This is a genomic window from Streptomyces rubiginosohelvolus (assembly GCF_014649875.1).
Taxonomy (GTDB): domain Bacteria; phylum Actinomycetota; class Actinomycetes; order Streptomycetales; family Streptomycetaceae; genus Streptomyces; species Streptomyces rubiginosohelvolus.
This window is the reverse complement of sequence record NZ_BMTW01000007.1, coordinates 128067-142200: the sequence shown is the minus strand read 5'-3', so window position 1 is coordinate 142200 and position 14134 is coordinate 128067. Positions and strand designations below refer to the sequence as shown.

The window sequence follows — 14134 nt, the reverse complement described above, 5'->3', positions numbered from 1 at the left end:
GGCGCGGCCGGCACAGCACGGTATGACGGGCCGACGGGGACACCCCGTCGGCCCGTCGTCATGTGGTTGCGAGGCTTTGTCAGTGCGAGCCGATAGCCTGCGGGAACAGATGAACGAGTGGGCGTCGCGAGCAGCGAGGACAGGGGGGCTCCATGCGGGTTCTGGGCGTTGACCCGGGGCTGACCCGGTGCGGTGTCGGTGTGGTCGAGGGGGTCGCGGGCCGCCCGCTGACCATGCTCGGCGTCGGCGTCGTGCGCACCCCGGCGGACGCGGAGCTGGGCGACCGGCTCGTCGCCGTGGAGCAGGGCATCGAAGCCTGGCTCGACGAGTACTCCCCGGGTTACGTGGCGGTGGAGCGGGTCTTCGCCCAGCACAACGTCCGTACGGTGATGGGCACCGCCCAGGCCAGCGCGATCGCCATGCTCTGCGCCGCCCGCCGGGGCATCCCGGTCGCCCTGCACACGCCCAGCGAGGTCAAGGCCGCCGTCACCGGATCGGGCCGCGCGGAGAAGGCCCAGGTCGGGGCAATGGTGACCCGGCTGCTCCGGCTGGACGCCCCGCCCAAGCCCGCCGACGCCGCCGACGCCCTGGCCCTCGCCATCTGCCACATCTGGCGGGCTCCCGCACAGAACCGGCTCCAGCAGGCGGTGGCGGCCCACCGCACGTCCGGCGCGCCCGGGACCTCCGGCACCCCCCGAACCCCCGGCGCGTCCGCCGCCCCCCGCACCTCCGGCGCGCCCCGCGCCCCGCGCACGCTGAAAGGCCGCACCGCATGATCGCCTTCGTCTCCGGCCCGGTGGCCGCCCTCGCCCCGACCACGGCCGTCATCGAGGTCGGCGGCATCGGCATGGCCCTCCAGTGCACCCCGCACACCCTCGCCGACCTGCGCGTCGGCAAGGAGGCCCGGCTCGCCACCTCCCTCGTCGTCCGGGAGGACTCCCTCACGCTGTACGGCTTTGCGAACGACGACGAGCGGCAGGTGTTCGAGCTGCTCCAGACCGCCAGCGGCGTCGGACCCCGGCTCGCCCAGGCGATGCTCGCCACCCACAGCCCCGACGCCCTGCGCCTCGCGGTCTCCACCGGCGACGAGAAGGCGCTGACCGCCGTCTCCGGCATCGGGAAGAAGGGCGCCCAGAAGCTGCTGCTGGAGCTCAAGGACCGGCTCGGCGAACCGGTCGGCGCGCACATCGGCCAGCAGGGCATCGGCACCCCCGTCACCTCGGGCTGGCGCGACCAGCTCCAGGCCGCCCTGATCGGCCTCGGCTACGCGAGCCGCGAGGCCGACGAGGCCGTCAGCGCCGTCGCCCCGCAGGCCGAGGCCGCCGTCGCCGAGGGCACCACACCCCCCGTGCCCCAGCTGCTGCGGGCCGCCCTGCAGACTCTCAACCGCGCACGCTGACCGGCACCGAACCACCGAAGAGGCCCTTGATGAACTGGGACGAGACCGGACCCGAGACCGACGAGCCGACCGGCCCGGTCTTCGACGACCGGCTGGTCGACGCCGACGCGGACGGCGAGGACACCGCGGTCGAGGCGGCGCTGCGCCCCAAGGACCTGGAGGAGTTCGTCGGCCAGGAGAAGGTCCGCGAACAGCTCGACCTGGTCCTCAAGGCGGCCCGCGCCCGCGGCGCCACCGCCGACCACGTGCTGCTCTCCGGCGCCCCCGGCCTCGGCAAGACCACCCTCTCGATGATCATCGCCGCCGAGATGAACGCCCCGATCCGCATCACCTCGGGCCCCGCCATCCAGCACGCCGGCGACCTCGCGGCGATCCTCTCCTCCCTCCAGGAGGGCGAGGTCCTCTTCCTCGACGAGATCCACCGGATGTCCCGGCCCGCCGAGGAGATGCTCTACATGGCGATGGAGGACTTCCGGGTCGACGTCATCGTCGGCAAGGGCCCCGGCGCCACCGCGATCCCGCTGGAGCTGCCCCCCTTCACCCTGGTCGGCGCCACCACCCGGGCCGGACTGCTGCCGCCCCCGCTGCGCGACCGCTTCGGCTTCACCGGGCACATGGAGTTCTACGCCCCCGCCGAGCTGGAGCGCGTCATCCACCGCTCCGCCCGCCTCCTGGACGTCGGCATCGACGTGGAGGGCGCCGCCGAGATCGCCGGACGCTCCCGGGGCACGCCCCGTATCGCCAACCGGCTGCTCCGCCGCGTCCGCGACTACGCCCAGGTCAAGGCGGAGGGAGCGATCGACCGGGAGATCGCCGCGGCGGCCCTCAAGGTGTACGAGGTCGACGTCCGCGGACTCGACCGGCTGGACCGCGCCGTCCTCGGCGCCCTGCTGAAGCTGTTCGGCGGCGGCCCCGTGGGCCTGTCCACCCTGGCGGTCGCCGTGGGGGAGGAGCGCGAGACCGTCGAGGAGGTCGCCGAGCCCTTCCTCGTACGGGAAGGACTGCTGGCCAGGACCCCGCGCGGCCGGGTCGCCACCCCCGCGGCCTGGGCACATCTGGGGCTGGTCCCGCCGCAGCACGGCGTAAAGGGACAACAGGGCCTGTTCGGGGCGTGATATGTCACAGGTTCGCGTGGACAGGAACCTGGGTGCCATGCTGGGCGTTGTTCCATCGATGCGGACTCATCTAGACTCCGCCGATGCCGCCCTAACCGGTCGGTGTACCCACCCCCGTATATAGAGGCCGCATTCCAGTCGCGGTCGTGCGAAGGAATTCCCGTCCCGTGGATCTCATCACTCTTCTCCCCTTCATCGTGCTCATCGGGGCCATGTTCCTGATGACCCGCTCCGCCAAGAAGAAGCAGGCGGCGGCCGCGCAGATGCGCAACGACATGCAGCCCGGTACCGGCGTCCGCACGATCGGGGGCATGTACGCGACCGTGAAGGAAGTCCACGACGACACCGTGCTCCTCGAGGTCGCCCCCGGCGTGCACGCCGTCTACGCGAAGAACGCCATCGGCGCCGTCCTGGACGACGCGGAGTACAACCGCATCGTCCACGGCGACGACCCGGAGCTGGACACGGACGGCACCGTCGTTCCCGACGACGCCTCCTCGCTGACCGGTGACGGCGACGCCGAGGTCGCCAAGATCGACCTGGGCAAGGACGGCGCGGCCGACGACGCCGAGAAGACCGAGGACGCCACGGCCAAGGACGTCAAGGCGACCGAGGACGTCAAGGACGCCAAGGGCGAGGGCAAGACCGACGGCGACGCCGACTCCAAGTAGTTCTCACGATCCCGGGGACGTCGCGCGCCCACCGGCGCGGGGCGTCCCCGGGACCGTGCGGTCGTCTGCGGGGGCAGGGTCCCCACTACACTTCGTGGCCGCTCGGGCGCGTACCCGGCGCGGGGCGGTTGGACAGGGAGAAACGAGAAGGTGGCAGCACCCAAGAAGGGCCGAGGGCCGTCCAGCGGTCAGGGCAGGCCGGGGCGTGCCCTGGCGCTGATCCTCATCGTCATGGTCGCGCTCGCCGGCGGGATGTTCCTGTCCGGGCACACCACACCCCGGCTGGGCATCGACCTGGCCGGCGGGACCTCGATCACGCTCGAAGCGCAGAACCAGCCCGGCAAGCCGAACGCGATCAACCAGACCAACATGGACACCGCGGTCGGCATCATCGAGCGGCGGGTCAACGGTCTGGGCGTCTCCGAGGCCGAGGTCCAGACCCAGGGCAACAAGAACATCATCGTCAACATCCCCAAGGGGACGAACTCCAAGCAGGCCCAGGAGCAGGTCGGTACCACCGCCCAGCTCTACTTCCGGCCTGTTCTGACGGTGCAGGCGAGCGGCCCCGAGGCGCCCAAGCCCTCCGACTCCGCCAGCCCCTCGGCCTCCGGCACCCCGAAGCCCGGCGAGTCCGCCCAGGGCGAGGACAAGGCGACGGACGAGGACAAGCCCCAGGGTGAGGAGGCCACCGGTTCGGAGGCCACCCCCTCGGCGAGCGCCACCACCCAGGGCCGCGCGGTCACCGGTGCCCTGACGAAGGACGACCCGACCCCCGGCGCCTCCGACAAGCCGAAGGCGTCGGATTCCCCCGAGGCGTCGCCCTCCGCGGACCCGGCCACGGCCAAGCTCCAGGAGGAGTTCACCAAGCTCGACTGCACCGACCCCAAGCAGCGGACCGACGCGGGTAAGAACGCCAAGCCCACCGACTCGATCGTCGCCTGCGGCTCGAACGTTCCGGGCAGCTACGAGAAGTACATCCTCGGCCCCGCCGAGGTCTCCGGCGCCGACGTCGACGACGCCAAGGGCGCCATCGACCAGCAGTCCGGTGAGTGGATCGTGTCGATGGAGTTCACCTCCGCCGGCGCCAAGAAGTTCCAGACGATCACCGGCCGGCTCGCGCAGCAGCAGCCGCCGATGAACCAGTTCGCGATCGTCCTCGACGGCGAGGTCGTCTCCGCCCCGTCGGTGCGCCAGGCGCTCAGCAAGAACGCCCAGATTTCCGGCAGCTTCGACCAGCAGTCGGCCGAGGACCTCGGCAACATCCTCTCCTACGGCGCCCTGCCGCTGACCTTCAAGGAGGTCAGCGTCACCACGGTGACCGCCGCGCTCGGCAGCGAGCAGCTCCAGGCGGGCCTGATCGCCGGGGCGATCGGTCTGGCGCTGGTCATCATCTACCTGGTCGTCTACTACCGGGGTCTCGCTTTCATCGCGCTGCTGAGCCTTCTGGTCTCCGGCATCCTGACGTACACGATCATGTCCTTGCTGGGCCCGGCCATCGGCTTCGCGCTGAACCTGCCGGCGGTCTGCGGCGCCATCGTCGCCATCGGCATCACAGCGGACTCCTTCATCGTCTACTTCGAACGCGTCAGAGACGAGATCCGCGAAGGACGCACGCTGCGACCGGCCATCGAGCGCGCCTGGCCGCGTGCCCGCCGCACCATCCTGGTCTCCGACTTCGTGTCGTTCCTGGCCGCAGCGGTGCTCTTCATCGTCACCGTCGGCAAGGTGCAGGGATTCGCCTTCACGCTCGGACTCACCACGCTGCTCGACGTCGTCGTGGTGTTCCTCTTCACCAAGCCCCTGATGACGCTCATGGGCCGGACGAAGTTCTTCTCCAAGGGCGGCCCGTGGTCCGGGCTGGACCCGAAGCGGCTCGGCGCCCAGCCGCCGCTGCGCGGCTCGCGCCGTGTCAACGCCCCCACCGAACCGAAGGAGGCGTGAGATGTCGCGACTCGGCAATCTCGGCGCCCGGCTCTACCGCGGCGAGGTCGGCTACGACTTCATCCGCAACCGCAAGATCTGGTACGGCGTCTCGATACTGATCACCATCACGGCCATCATCGGCGTGGCGGTCGGCGGCCTCCGCATGGGCATCGAGTTCAAGGGCGGCGCGGTCTTCACGACCGACACCAAGGCCCAGATCTCCACCGCCCAGGCCACGGACGTGGCGACCGAGGCCTCCGGCCACCTGGCGATCGTCCAGGAGCTCGGCAACGGCGGCCTGCGCATCCAGATCACCGAGGTCGACACCGCGAAGGCGAACGAGATCAAGGAGACCCTCTCCGACGAGCTCGGCATCCCCGCCGACGACATCAACGCGGACCTGGTCGGCCCCAGCTGGGGTGAGCAGATCGCCAACAAGGCGTGGACCGGTCTCGGGGTCTTCATGATCCTGGTGGTGATCTATCTGGCCATCGCCTTCGAGTGGCGGATGGCCGTCGCCGCCCTCATCGCGCTGATCCACGACATCACCATCACGGTCGGTGTCTACGCCCTGGTCGGCTTCGAGGTCACCCCGGGCACGGTGATCGGTCTGCTGACCATTCTCGGTTACTCCCTGTACGACACGGTGGTCGTCTTCGACAGCCTCAAGGAGGGCCAGAAGGACATCACCAAGCAGACCCGCTACACGTACAGCGAGATCGCCAACCGGTCGATCAACAGCACCCTGGTCCGCTCCATCAACACCACCGTGGTGGCGCTGCTGCCGGTGGCCGGTCTGCTGTTCATCGGTGGCGGTGTCCTCGGCGCGGGCATGCTGAACGACATCTCGCTGTCGCTGTTCGTCGGTCTCGCCGCCGGTGCCTACTCCTCGATCTTCATCGCCACGCCGCTCGTCGCCGACCTCAAGGAACGCGACCCGCAGATGAAGGCGCTGAAGAAGCGGGTCCTGGCCAAGCGGGCCGCCGCGGCCGCCAAGGGCGAGTCCCCCGACGACGCCCCCGAGGGCCCGCGCGACGGCGCGGAGACCGCGGGCACGACGATCGGCCGCCCCCGGTCGCACCGCACCCCAGGGAAGCGCTGAGCGATGACGAGCACCACCGAATCCACCAGGGAGCTGCTGCTCAGCCGGATCCGCGATGTCGCGGACTACCCGAAGCCGGGCGTGGTGTTCAAGGACATCACCCCGCTGCTCGCGGACCCGGTCGCCTTCACGGCGCTCACCGACGCCCTCGCGGAGCTGTGCGTACGGCACGGCGCCACGAAGATCGTCGGCCTGGAGGCGCGCGGCTTCATCCTGGCCGCGCCCGTCGCGGTCCGGGCGGGCATCGGCTTCATCCCGGTCCGCAAGGCCGGAAAGCTCCCCGGAGCCACGCTGAGCCAGACCTACGAGCTGGAGTACGGCAGCGCGGAGATCGAGATCCACGCGGAGGACCTCGACGCCGATGACCGGGTCATGGTCATCGACGACGTCCTCGCCACCGGCGGCACCGCCGAGGCCTCGCTGGACCTCATCCGGCGGGCCGGCGCCCAGGTCGCGGGTGTCGCGGTCCTCATGGAGCTCGGCTTCCTCGCGGGCCGCGCCCGCCTGGAGCCGGGCCTCGCCGGCACCCCGCTGGAGGCCCTGATCACGGTCTGAACAGCGGACCGCGGTCCGGCGACGGACATCGAGCGCAACGGAGCGGGCACCCGGGAACACCGGGTGCCCGCTCCGCGTTGTTCCCTCTCCCACCGTCCCCGGGCGAGGTCCCGCCGGGGGATCGATACCATGGGCTCTCCGGGTACCCCGGATCCGCACGAGGAGCGCTCTTGCCAGACGAGGCCCAGTCAGCCGCCGCCCCGCAGCCCGACAAGCCCGTGGCGGCCCCCGCCACGCCGGATAAGGCTGCGCCCTCGAACGCGCCGGCGCCCGCGCCCGCCGAGCCGGCCGCCGATTCCGCGCGCCCCCGGGCGGCGAAGCCCGCCACTCCTCCCGTGAAGCCCGCGGCCCCCGAGGCCCCGCCGAAGCCGGCCGGGACGACGGGCCCCGCGCAGCCTCCGGCCAGGAAGCCGGAGGCCGGGACGACGGGCCCCGCGCAGCCTCCGGCCAGGAAGCCGGCCCCCGCAGCGCCCAAGCCCCCGCCCCCCGGGCCCCCCGCGAAGGCCGGATCCGCCACCGGCTCCGCCTCCCGCTCCGGCGGCTCCTCAAACCGGGTGCGGGCCCGCCTCGCCCGGCTGGGCGTACAGCGCTCCAGCCCGTACAACCCGGTCCTGGAACCCCTGCTGCGTACGGTCCGGGGCAACGACCCCAAGATCGAGACGGCCACGCTCCGCCAGATCGAGAAGGCCTACCAGGTCGCCGAGCGCTGGCACCGGGGCCAGAAGCGCAAGAGCGGCGACCCCTACATCACCCACCCGCTGGCCGTCACCACGATCCTCGCCGAGCTGGGCATGGACCCGGCGACGCTGATGGCGGGACTGCTCCACGACACCGTCGAGGACACCGAGTACGGCCTGGACACCCTCAAGCGCGACTTCGGCGACCAGGTCGCCCTGCTCGTCGACGGCGTCACCAAGCTGGACAAGGTCAAGTTCGGCGAGGCCGCCCAGGCCGAGACCGTACGCAAGATGGTCGTCGCCATGGCCAAGGACCCCCGGGTCCTCGTCATCAAGCTCGCCGACCGGCTGCACAACATGCGCACCATGCGCTACCTCAAGCGGGAGAAGCAGGAGAAGAAGGCCCGCGAGACGCTGGAGATCTACGCCCCGCTGGCGCACCGGCTGGGCATGAACACCATCAAGTGGGAGCTGGAGGACCTCGCCTTCGCGATCCTCTACCCCAAGATGTACGACGAGATCGTCCGCCTCGTCGCCGAGCGGGCCCCCAAGCGCGACGAATACCTCGCCATAGTGACCGACGAGGTCCAGTCCGACCTGCGCGCCGCCCGTATCAAGGCCACCGTCACCGGCCGCCCCAAGCACTACTACAGCGTCTACCAGAAGATGATCGTGCGAGGCCGCGACTTCGCCGAGATCTACGACCTGGTGGGGATCCGCGTACTCGTCGACACCGTCCGCGACTGCTACGCGGCGCTCGGCACCGTCCACGCCCGGTGGAACCCGGTGCCCGGGCGGTTCAAGGACTACATCGCGATGCCCAAGTTCAACATGTACCAGTCGCTGCACACCACGGTGATTGGTCCCAGCGGCAAGCCCGTCGAGCTCCAGATCCGTACGTTCGACATGCACCGCCGCGCCGAGTACGGCATCGCCGCCCACTGGAAGTACAAGCAGGAAGCGGTCGCGGGCGCCTCCAAGGTCCGTACCGACGTCCCCAAGAACACCGGGCGCGGCCAGGACACGGTGAACGACATGGCGTGGCTGCGCCAGCTCCTGGACTGGCAGAAGGAGACCGAGGACCCGGGCGAGTTCCTGGAGTCCCTGCGCTTCGACCTCTCGCGCAACGAGGTCTTCGTCTTCACACCGAAGGGTGACGTCATAGCGCTGCCCGCCGGCGCGACCCCCGTCGACTTCGCGTACGCCGTCCACACCGAGGTCGGCCACCGCACCATAGGAGCACGCGTCAACGGGCGGCTCGTCCCGCTCGAATCGACGCTCGACAACGGCGACCTGGTCGAGGTCTTCACCTCCAAGGCGGCCGGCGCCGGACCCTCCCGGGACTGGCTCGGCTTCGTCAAGTCGCCGCGCGCCCGCAACAAGATCCGCGCCTGGTTCTCCAAGGAGCGCCGCGACGAGGCGATCGAGCAGGGCAAGGACGCCATCGCGCGCGCCATGCGCAAGCAGAACCTGCCGATCCAGCGCATCCTGACCGGCGACTCCCTGGTCACCCTCGCCCACGAGATGCGCTACCCCGACATCTCCTCGCTGTACGCGGCGATCGGCGAGGGCCATGTCGCGGCGGCGGGCGTCGTCCAGAAGCTGGTGCAGGCCCTCGGCGGCCACGACGAGGCCAACGAGGACATCGCCGAGTCCACCCCGCCCTCGCACGGCGGCCGCAGCAAGCGCCGCGCCAACGCGGACCCCGGGGTCGTCGTCAAGGGCGTCGAGGACGTCTGGGTCAAGCTCGCCCGCTGCTGCACGCCCGTCCCCGGCGACCCGATCATCGGCTTCGTCACCCGGGGCAGCGGTGTCTCCGTGCACCGCGCGGACTGCGTCAACGTGGAGTCGCTGTCGCAGCAGCCCGAGCGCATCCTCGAGGTCGAGTGGGCGCCCACCCAGTCCTCCGTCTTCCTGGTCGCCATCCAGGTCGAGGCGCTGGACCGCTCCCGGCTGCTCTCCGACGTCACCCGGATCCTCTCCGACCAGCACGTCAACATCCTGTCGGCGGCCGTCCAGACGTCCCGCGACCGGGTGGCCACCTCGCGCTTCACCTTCGAGATGGGCGACCCCAAGCACCTGGGCCACGTCCTGAAGGCCGTACGCGGCGTGGAGGGCGTCTACGACGTCTACCGGGTCACGTCGGCCCGCAGGCCGTAACAGCGACAACGGAAAGGCCCCGGCACGCATCGCGTACCGGGGCCTTCCTGTCGGGCTTCTCAGCCGCCGAACTCCTCCAGGCCCTTCAGCGCCTGGTCCAGCAGCGCCTGGCGGCCCTCCAGCTCCTTGGCCAGCTTGTCCGCGCGGGCGTTGTTGCCCTGGGCGCGCGCGGTGTCGATCTGGCCGCGCAGCTTGTCCACGGCGGCCTGGAGCTGACCGGTCAGACCCGCGGCGCGGGCCCGCGCCTCCGGGTTCGTCCGGCGCCACTCGGACTCCTCGGACTCCAGGAGCGCGCGCTCCACCGCCTGCATCCGGCCCTCGACCTTCGGGCGGGCGTCACGCGGTACGTGGCCGATGGCCTCCCAGCGCTCGTTGATGGACCGGAACGCGGCGCGGGCCGCCTTCAGGTCCTTCACCGGCACCAGCTTCTCGGCCTCGGCGGCGAGCTCCTCCTTGAGCTTGAGGTTCTCGCCCTGCTCGGCGTCCCGCTCCGCGAAGACCTCGCTGCGGGCGGCGAAGAAGATGTCCTGGGCACCGCGGAAACGGTTCCACAGGTCGTCCTCGGCCTCGCGCTGGGCGCGGCCCGCCGCCTTCCACTCGGTCATCAGGTCGCGGTAGCGCGCCGCCGTGCCGACCCAGTCCGTGGATCCGGACAGCGACTCGGCCTCGGTGACCAGCTTCTCCTTGGCCTTGCGGGCCTCCTCGCGCTGGGCGTCCAGAGCGGCGAAGTGGGCCTTGCGCCGCTTGGAGAACGCCGAGCGGGCGTGCGAGAAGCGGTGCCACAGCTCGTCGTCCGACTTGCGGTCGAGGCGGGGGAGACCCTTCCAGGTGTCCACCAGCGCCCGCAGCCGCTCGCCGGCCGACCGCCACTGCTCGCTCCGCGCCAGCTCCTCGGCCTCGGCGACCAGCGCCTCCTTGGCCTGCTTGGCCTCGTCGGTCTGCTTCGCCTTCTGCGCCTTGCGCTCCTCGCGCCGCGCCTCGACCGTCGCGACGAGCGCGTCCAGCCGCTTGCGCAGCGCGTCCAGGTCGCCCACCGCGTGGTGCTCGTCGACCTGCTGCCGCAGATGGTCGATGGCCGTCGTCGCGTCCTTGGCCGACAGATCGGTGGTCTTCACCCGCCGTTCGAGGAGGCCGATCTCGACCACAATGCCGTCGTACTTGCGCTCGAAATAGGCCAGAGCCTCCTCGGGGGAACCGGCCTGCCACGATCCGACGACCTGCTCGCCCTCGGCTGTACGCACGTACACGGTGCCCGTCTCGTCGACGCGGCCCCACGGGTCGCTGCTCACAGCGCCTCCTCCACCTGATGCCTGCGAGGGGGTTCGCCCCCCGGGCATCGTCCACAGTTTCCTGGGGCGGGCCTCGCCCGCCCTGCACAACGCCAATCTAGGCGACCGGCCGCCCGGCTGTCCGCACTCAGCGCGGCTGAAATTCTCCGCTCGGGCAGGGAGAGGGGCCTCCGCCCGGGCGGAGGCCCCTCTCCCTGCCTGTCGCCGTCCCGCGCGGGCTCAGCTCTTCTCGACGGTCGCCTTCTCCACCGTCACGGCCTTCTTCGGGGCGCCGTCGCCCGCACCGCCCTCGACCCCGGCCTCGCCGACCTTCTGGACGGCCTTCAGCGAGGCGTCGTCCATCGTGCCGAACGGGGTGTACGTGGGCGGGAGCTTCGTCTCCTTGTAGACCAGGAAGAACTGGCTGCCGCCGGAGTTCGGCTGGCCGGTATTGGCCATCGCCACCGTGCCCGGCGGGTAGACGACCGTGCCGTCGCCGCCCGCCTTGCCGAGCGCGTCCAGGTTCTCGTCCGGGATGTTGTAGCCCGGACCGCCCGTGCCGTCGCCCTTGGGGTCGCCGCACTGGAGCACGAAGATGCCCTGGGTGGTCAGCCGGTGGCACTTGGTGTCGTCGAAGTAGCCCTTGTCAGCGAGCGCCTTGAAGGAGTTCACGGTCTGCGGGGTCTTCGCCGCGTCCATCGAGAACCCGATGTCACCCTGGCTCGTCGTGAGCGACATCGTGTACTTCGCCTTTTTGTCGATCTTCATCGCGGGGAGCGGAGCCTTGCTCTCGCTCTCCGAAGGCTCCGGGGTCGGGCTCTGACTCGCCGCCGCTTCGCTCTTCTTGTCCTTGTCGTCGTCCTTGCCCGCCACGACGAACGCGCTCACGCCCACGACGGCGACCACGGCCACCGAGGCCGCGACGATCGCGGTGATGCGCCTCGTCCTGCGGCGGGCTTCCTCCCGGCGCTTCTGCTGGCGCTCGAACTTCTCCCGGGCGAGCTGCCGCCGCCGCTGTTCGCTGCTGGACACCGGTTGGGCTCCTTGTTACGTCGTGGATCGTCGGATGGGGGCCTGAGCTGCCCGTACCGTATATGGGTTACCTGTGTCATGAGGAGCGCCGGTAGGCTCTGATCCGCCGCATCCTTGTACTGCGGGCCGCATCCTCCGCCGAACATTAAGGACGATCGTGCTTATTGCCGGGTTCCCCGCCGGGGCCTGGGGGACCAATTGCTATCTGGTCGCCCCCGCCGCCGGTGAGGAGTGCGTGATCATCGACCCGGGCCACCAGGCCGCCCAGGGCGTCGAGGAAGCGCTGAAGAAGCATCGGCTCAAGCCCGTCGCCGTCGTTCTCACCCACGGCCACATCGACCACGTCGCCTCGGTCGTGCCCGTCTGCGGCGCCCATGACGTCCCCGCCTGGATCCACCCCGAGGACCGCTACATGATGAGCGACCCGGAGAAGGCGCTCGGCCGCTCCATCGGGATGCCGCTCATGGGCGAGCTGACCGTGGGGGAGCCGGACGACGTCAAGGAGCTGACCGACGGGTCGAAGCTGACCCTGGCCGGTCTGGAGTTCGGCGTCTCGCACGCGCCCGGCCATACCAAGGGGTCGGTGACGTTCGGGATGCCCGAGGCCGCGGACATTCCGCCGGTCCTCTTCTCAGGCGACCTGCTCTTCGCCGGCTCCGTCGGACGCACCGACCTGCCCGGCGGCGACCACGCAGAGCTGCTCGAGTCGCTGGCCCGTGTGTGCCTGCCGCTCGACGACTCGACCGTGGTGCTGTCCGGCCACGGCCCCCAGACGACCATCGGCCGCGAGCGCGCCTCCAACCCGTTCCTGAACGGTCTGGACGCGGCGCCGCGCCGAGGACTGTAGACGAGAGACGTAATCACGTGAGCACCTTTCAGGCCCCCAAGGGCACGTACGACCTGACCCCGCCCCGTTCCGCGACGTTCCTGGCGGTGCGCGAGGCCATCTCCGCGCCCCTGCGCGACTCCGGCTACGGCTACATCGAGACGCCCGGTTTCGAGAACGTCGAGCTGTTCGCACGCGGTGTCGGTGAGTCCACCGACATCGTCACCAAGGAGATGTACACCCTCACCACCAAGGGCGGCGACCAGCTGGCGCTGCGCCCCGAGGGCACCGCGTCCGTGCTGCGCGCGGCCCTGGAGGCCAACCTCCACAAGGCCGGCAACCTCCCCGTCAAGCTCTGGTACTCCGGCTCGTACTACCGCTACGAGCGCCCGCAGGCGGGCCGCTACCGCCACTTCTCGCAGGTCGGCGCCGAGGCCATCGGCACCGAGGACCCGGTTCTGGACGCCGAGCTGATCATCCTCGCCGACCAGGCGTACCGCTCGCTGGGCCTGCGCCAGTTCCGCATCCTGCTGAACTCGCTGGGCGACAAGGAGTGCCGCCCGGTCTACCGCGAGGCGCTCCAGACCTTCCTGCGCGACCTGGACCTCGACGAGGAGACCCGCCGCCGCATCGAGATCAACCCGCTGCGCGTCCTGGACGACAAGCGGGCCGACGTCCAGAAGCAGCTCACCGACGCCCCGAAGCTCCGCGACTACCTGTGCGACGCGTGCAAGGCGTACCACGAAGAGGTCCGCGCCCTGATCACGGCGGCCGGGGTCGTCTTCGAGGACGACGAGAAGCTGGTGCGCGGCCTCGACTACTACACCCGCACGACCTTCGAGTTCGTCCACGATGGTCTCGGCTCGCAGTCCGCGGTGGGCGGCGGCGGCCGCTACGACGGCCTCTCCGAGATGATCGGCGGCCCCGAGCTGCCGTCCGTCGGCTGGGCCCTCGGCGTGGACCGCACGGTCCTCGCGCTGGAGGCCGAGGGCGTCGAGCTCGACCTCCCCGCCACCACCAGCGTCTACGCCGTCCCGCTCGGCGAGGAGGCCCGCCGGGTCCTGTTCGGCGTCGTCACCGAGCTGCGCCGCGCGGGCATCGCCGCCGACTTCGCGTTCGGCGGCCGCGGCCTGAAGGGCGCGATGAAGAGCGCCAACCGCTCGGGCGCCCGCTACACCCTGGTCGCGGGCGAGCGCGATCTCGCCGAGGGCGTCGTCCAGCTCAAGGACATGGAGTCCGGTGAGCAGACCGCGGTACCGCTGACGGAGGCCGCGGCGGAGCTGGCGAAGCGGCTCGGCTGAGCAAGGAGGCAAGCGCGGCCCCCGGGACCCCGGCGGCCGCGCTTTTCCGTCCGCCGTCAACCCTGCGAGGGTGCGTTCACCCTTGACGGCGCACCCCGTTGGAGG

At 70.9% G+C, this 14134-nt stretch carries 12 protein-coding genes; 10 read left to right on the top strand and 2 right to left on the bottom strand.

What is annotated here, in order from left to right; all coding sequences use genetic code 11:
• Positions 1 to 152 precede the first annotated feature (152 nt).
• The 8 genes from ruvC (at position 153) to IE134_RS17950 (ending at position 9602) form a co-directional block, all read left to right on the top strand.
• Positions 153 to 776 (top strand): crossover junction endodeoxyribonuclease RuvC, encoded by a 624-nt coding sequence (ruvC, locus tag IE134_RS17985; RefSeq protein ID WP_030712542.1) that lies wholly within the window; start codon positions 153 to 155, stop codon positions 774 to 776.
• The gene (gene ruvA / locus IE134_RS17980) at positions 773 to 1399 is read left to right on the top strand and encodes a Holliday junction branch migration protein RuvA (protein ID WP_126932276.1); all 627 of its coding nucleotides are present in this window, start codon (positions 773 to 775) and stop codon (positions 1397 to 1399) included. The genes ruvC and ruvA overlap by 4 nt, the downstream gene beginning before the upstream one ends.
• A gap of 29 nt (positions 1400 to 1428) precedes the next feature.
• Complete coding sequence (ruvB, locus tag IE134_RS17975) at positions 1429 to 2514, top strand: Holliday junction branch migration DNA helicase RuvB (RefSeq protein WP_189431046.1); 1086 nt, start codon at positions 1429 to 1431, stop codon at positions 2512 to 2514.
• Between the two features lie 167 nt (positions 2515 to 2681).
• Positions 2682 to 3185 carry a preprotein translocase subunit YajC gene (yajC, locus tag IE134_RS17970; RefSeq protein WP_030712551.1) on the top strand — a complete coding sequence of 168 codons (504 nt, stop codon included), beginning with the start codon at positions 2682 to 2684 and terminating at the stop codon, positions 3183 to 3185.
• 150 nt (positions 3186 to 3335) lie between these two features.
• Entirely contained in the window at positions 3336 to 5126 is a 1791-nt protein-coding gene (secD, locus tag IE134_RS17965; RefSeq protein WP_030712554.1) for a protein translocase subunit SecD, read from the top strand.
• A gap of 1 nt (position 5127) precedes the next feature.
• Complete coding sequence (secF, locus tag IE134_RS17960; protein WP_098895614.1) at positions 5128 to 6210, top strand: protein translocase subunit SecF; 1083 nt, start codon at positions 5128 to 5130, stop codon at positions 6208 to 6210.
• Positions 6211 to 6213: 3 nt separating this feature from the next.
• Positions 6214 to 6765, top strand: coding sequence for an adenine phosphoribosyltransferase (locus tag IE134_RS17955; RefSeq protein ID WP_030712560.1), 552 nt, complete (start codon positions 6214 to 6216; stop codon positions 6763 to 6765).
• 170 nt (positions 6766 to 6935) lie between these two features.
• Entirely contained in the window at positions 6936 to 9602 is a 2667-nt protein-coding gene (locus IE134_RS17950) for a RelA/SpoT family protein (RefSeq protein WP_189431043.1), read from the top strand.
• Positions 9603 to 9661: 59 nt separating this feature from the next.
• Here the strand turns inward: IE134_RS17950 and IE134_RS17945 are convergent, their stop codons facing one another.
• Both IE134_RS17945 and IE134_RS17940 read right to left on the bottom strand, forming a co-directional pair.
• Complete coding sequence (locus tag IE134_RS17945) at positions 9662 to 10891, bottom strand: DUF349 domain-containing protein (protein WP_032787954.1); 1230 nt, start codon at positions 10889 to 10891, stop codon at positions 9662 to 9664.
• 219 nt (positions 10892 to 11110) lie between these two features.
• Positions 11111 to 11902 carry a peptidylprolyl isomerase gene (locus IE134_RS17940; protein WP_030712569.1) on the bottom strand — a complete coding sequence of 264 codons (792 nt, stop codon included), beginning with the start codon at positions 11900 to 11902 and terminating at the stop codon, positions 11111 to 11113.
• A gap of 157 nt (positions 11903 to 12059) precedes the next feature.
• Here IE134_RS17940 and IE134_RS17935 point away from each other — a divergent pair, with 157 nt between their 5' ends.
• Both IE134_RS17935 and hisS read left to right on the top strand, forming a co-directional pair.
• On the top strand, positions 12060 to 12749 hold the full coding sequence (locus IE134_RS17935) for an MBL fold metallo-hydrolase (protein WP_030712572.1): 690 nt from the start codon (positions 12060 to 12062) through the stop codon (positions 12747 to 12749).
• A 17-nt stretch (positions 12750 to 12766) separates the two neighbouring features.
• Entirely contained in the window at positions 12767 to 14029 is a 1263-nt protein-coding gene (gene hisS / locus IE134_RS17930; RefSeq protein ID WP_030712575.1) for a histidine--tRNA ligase, read from the top strand.
• Positions 14030 to 14134 lie beyond the last annotated feature (105 nt).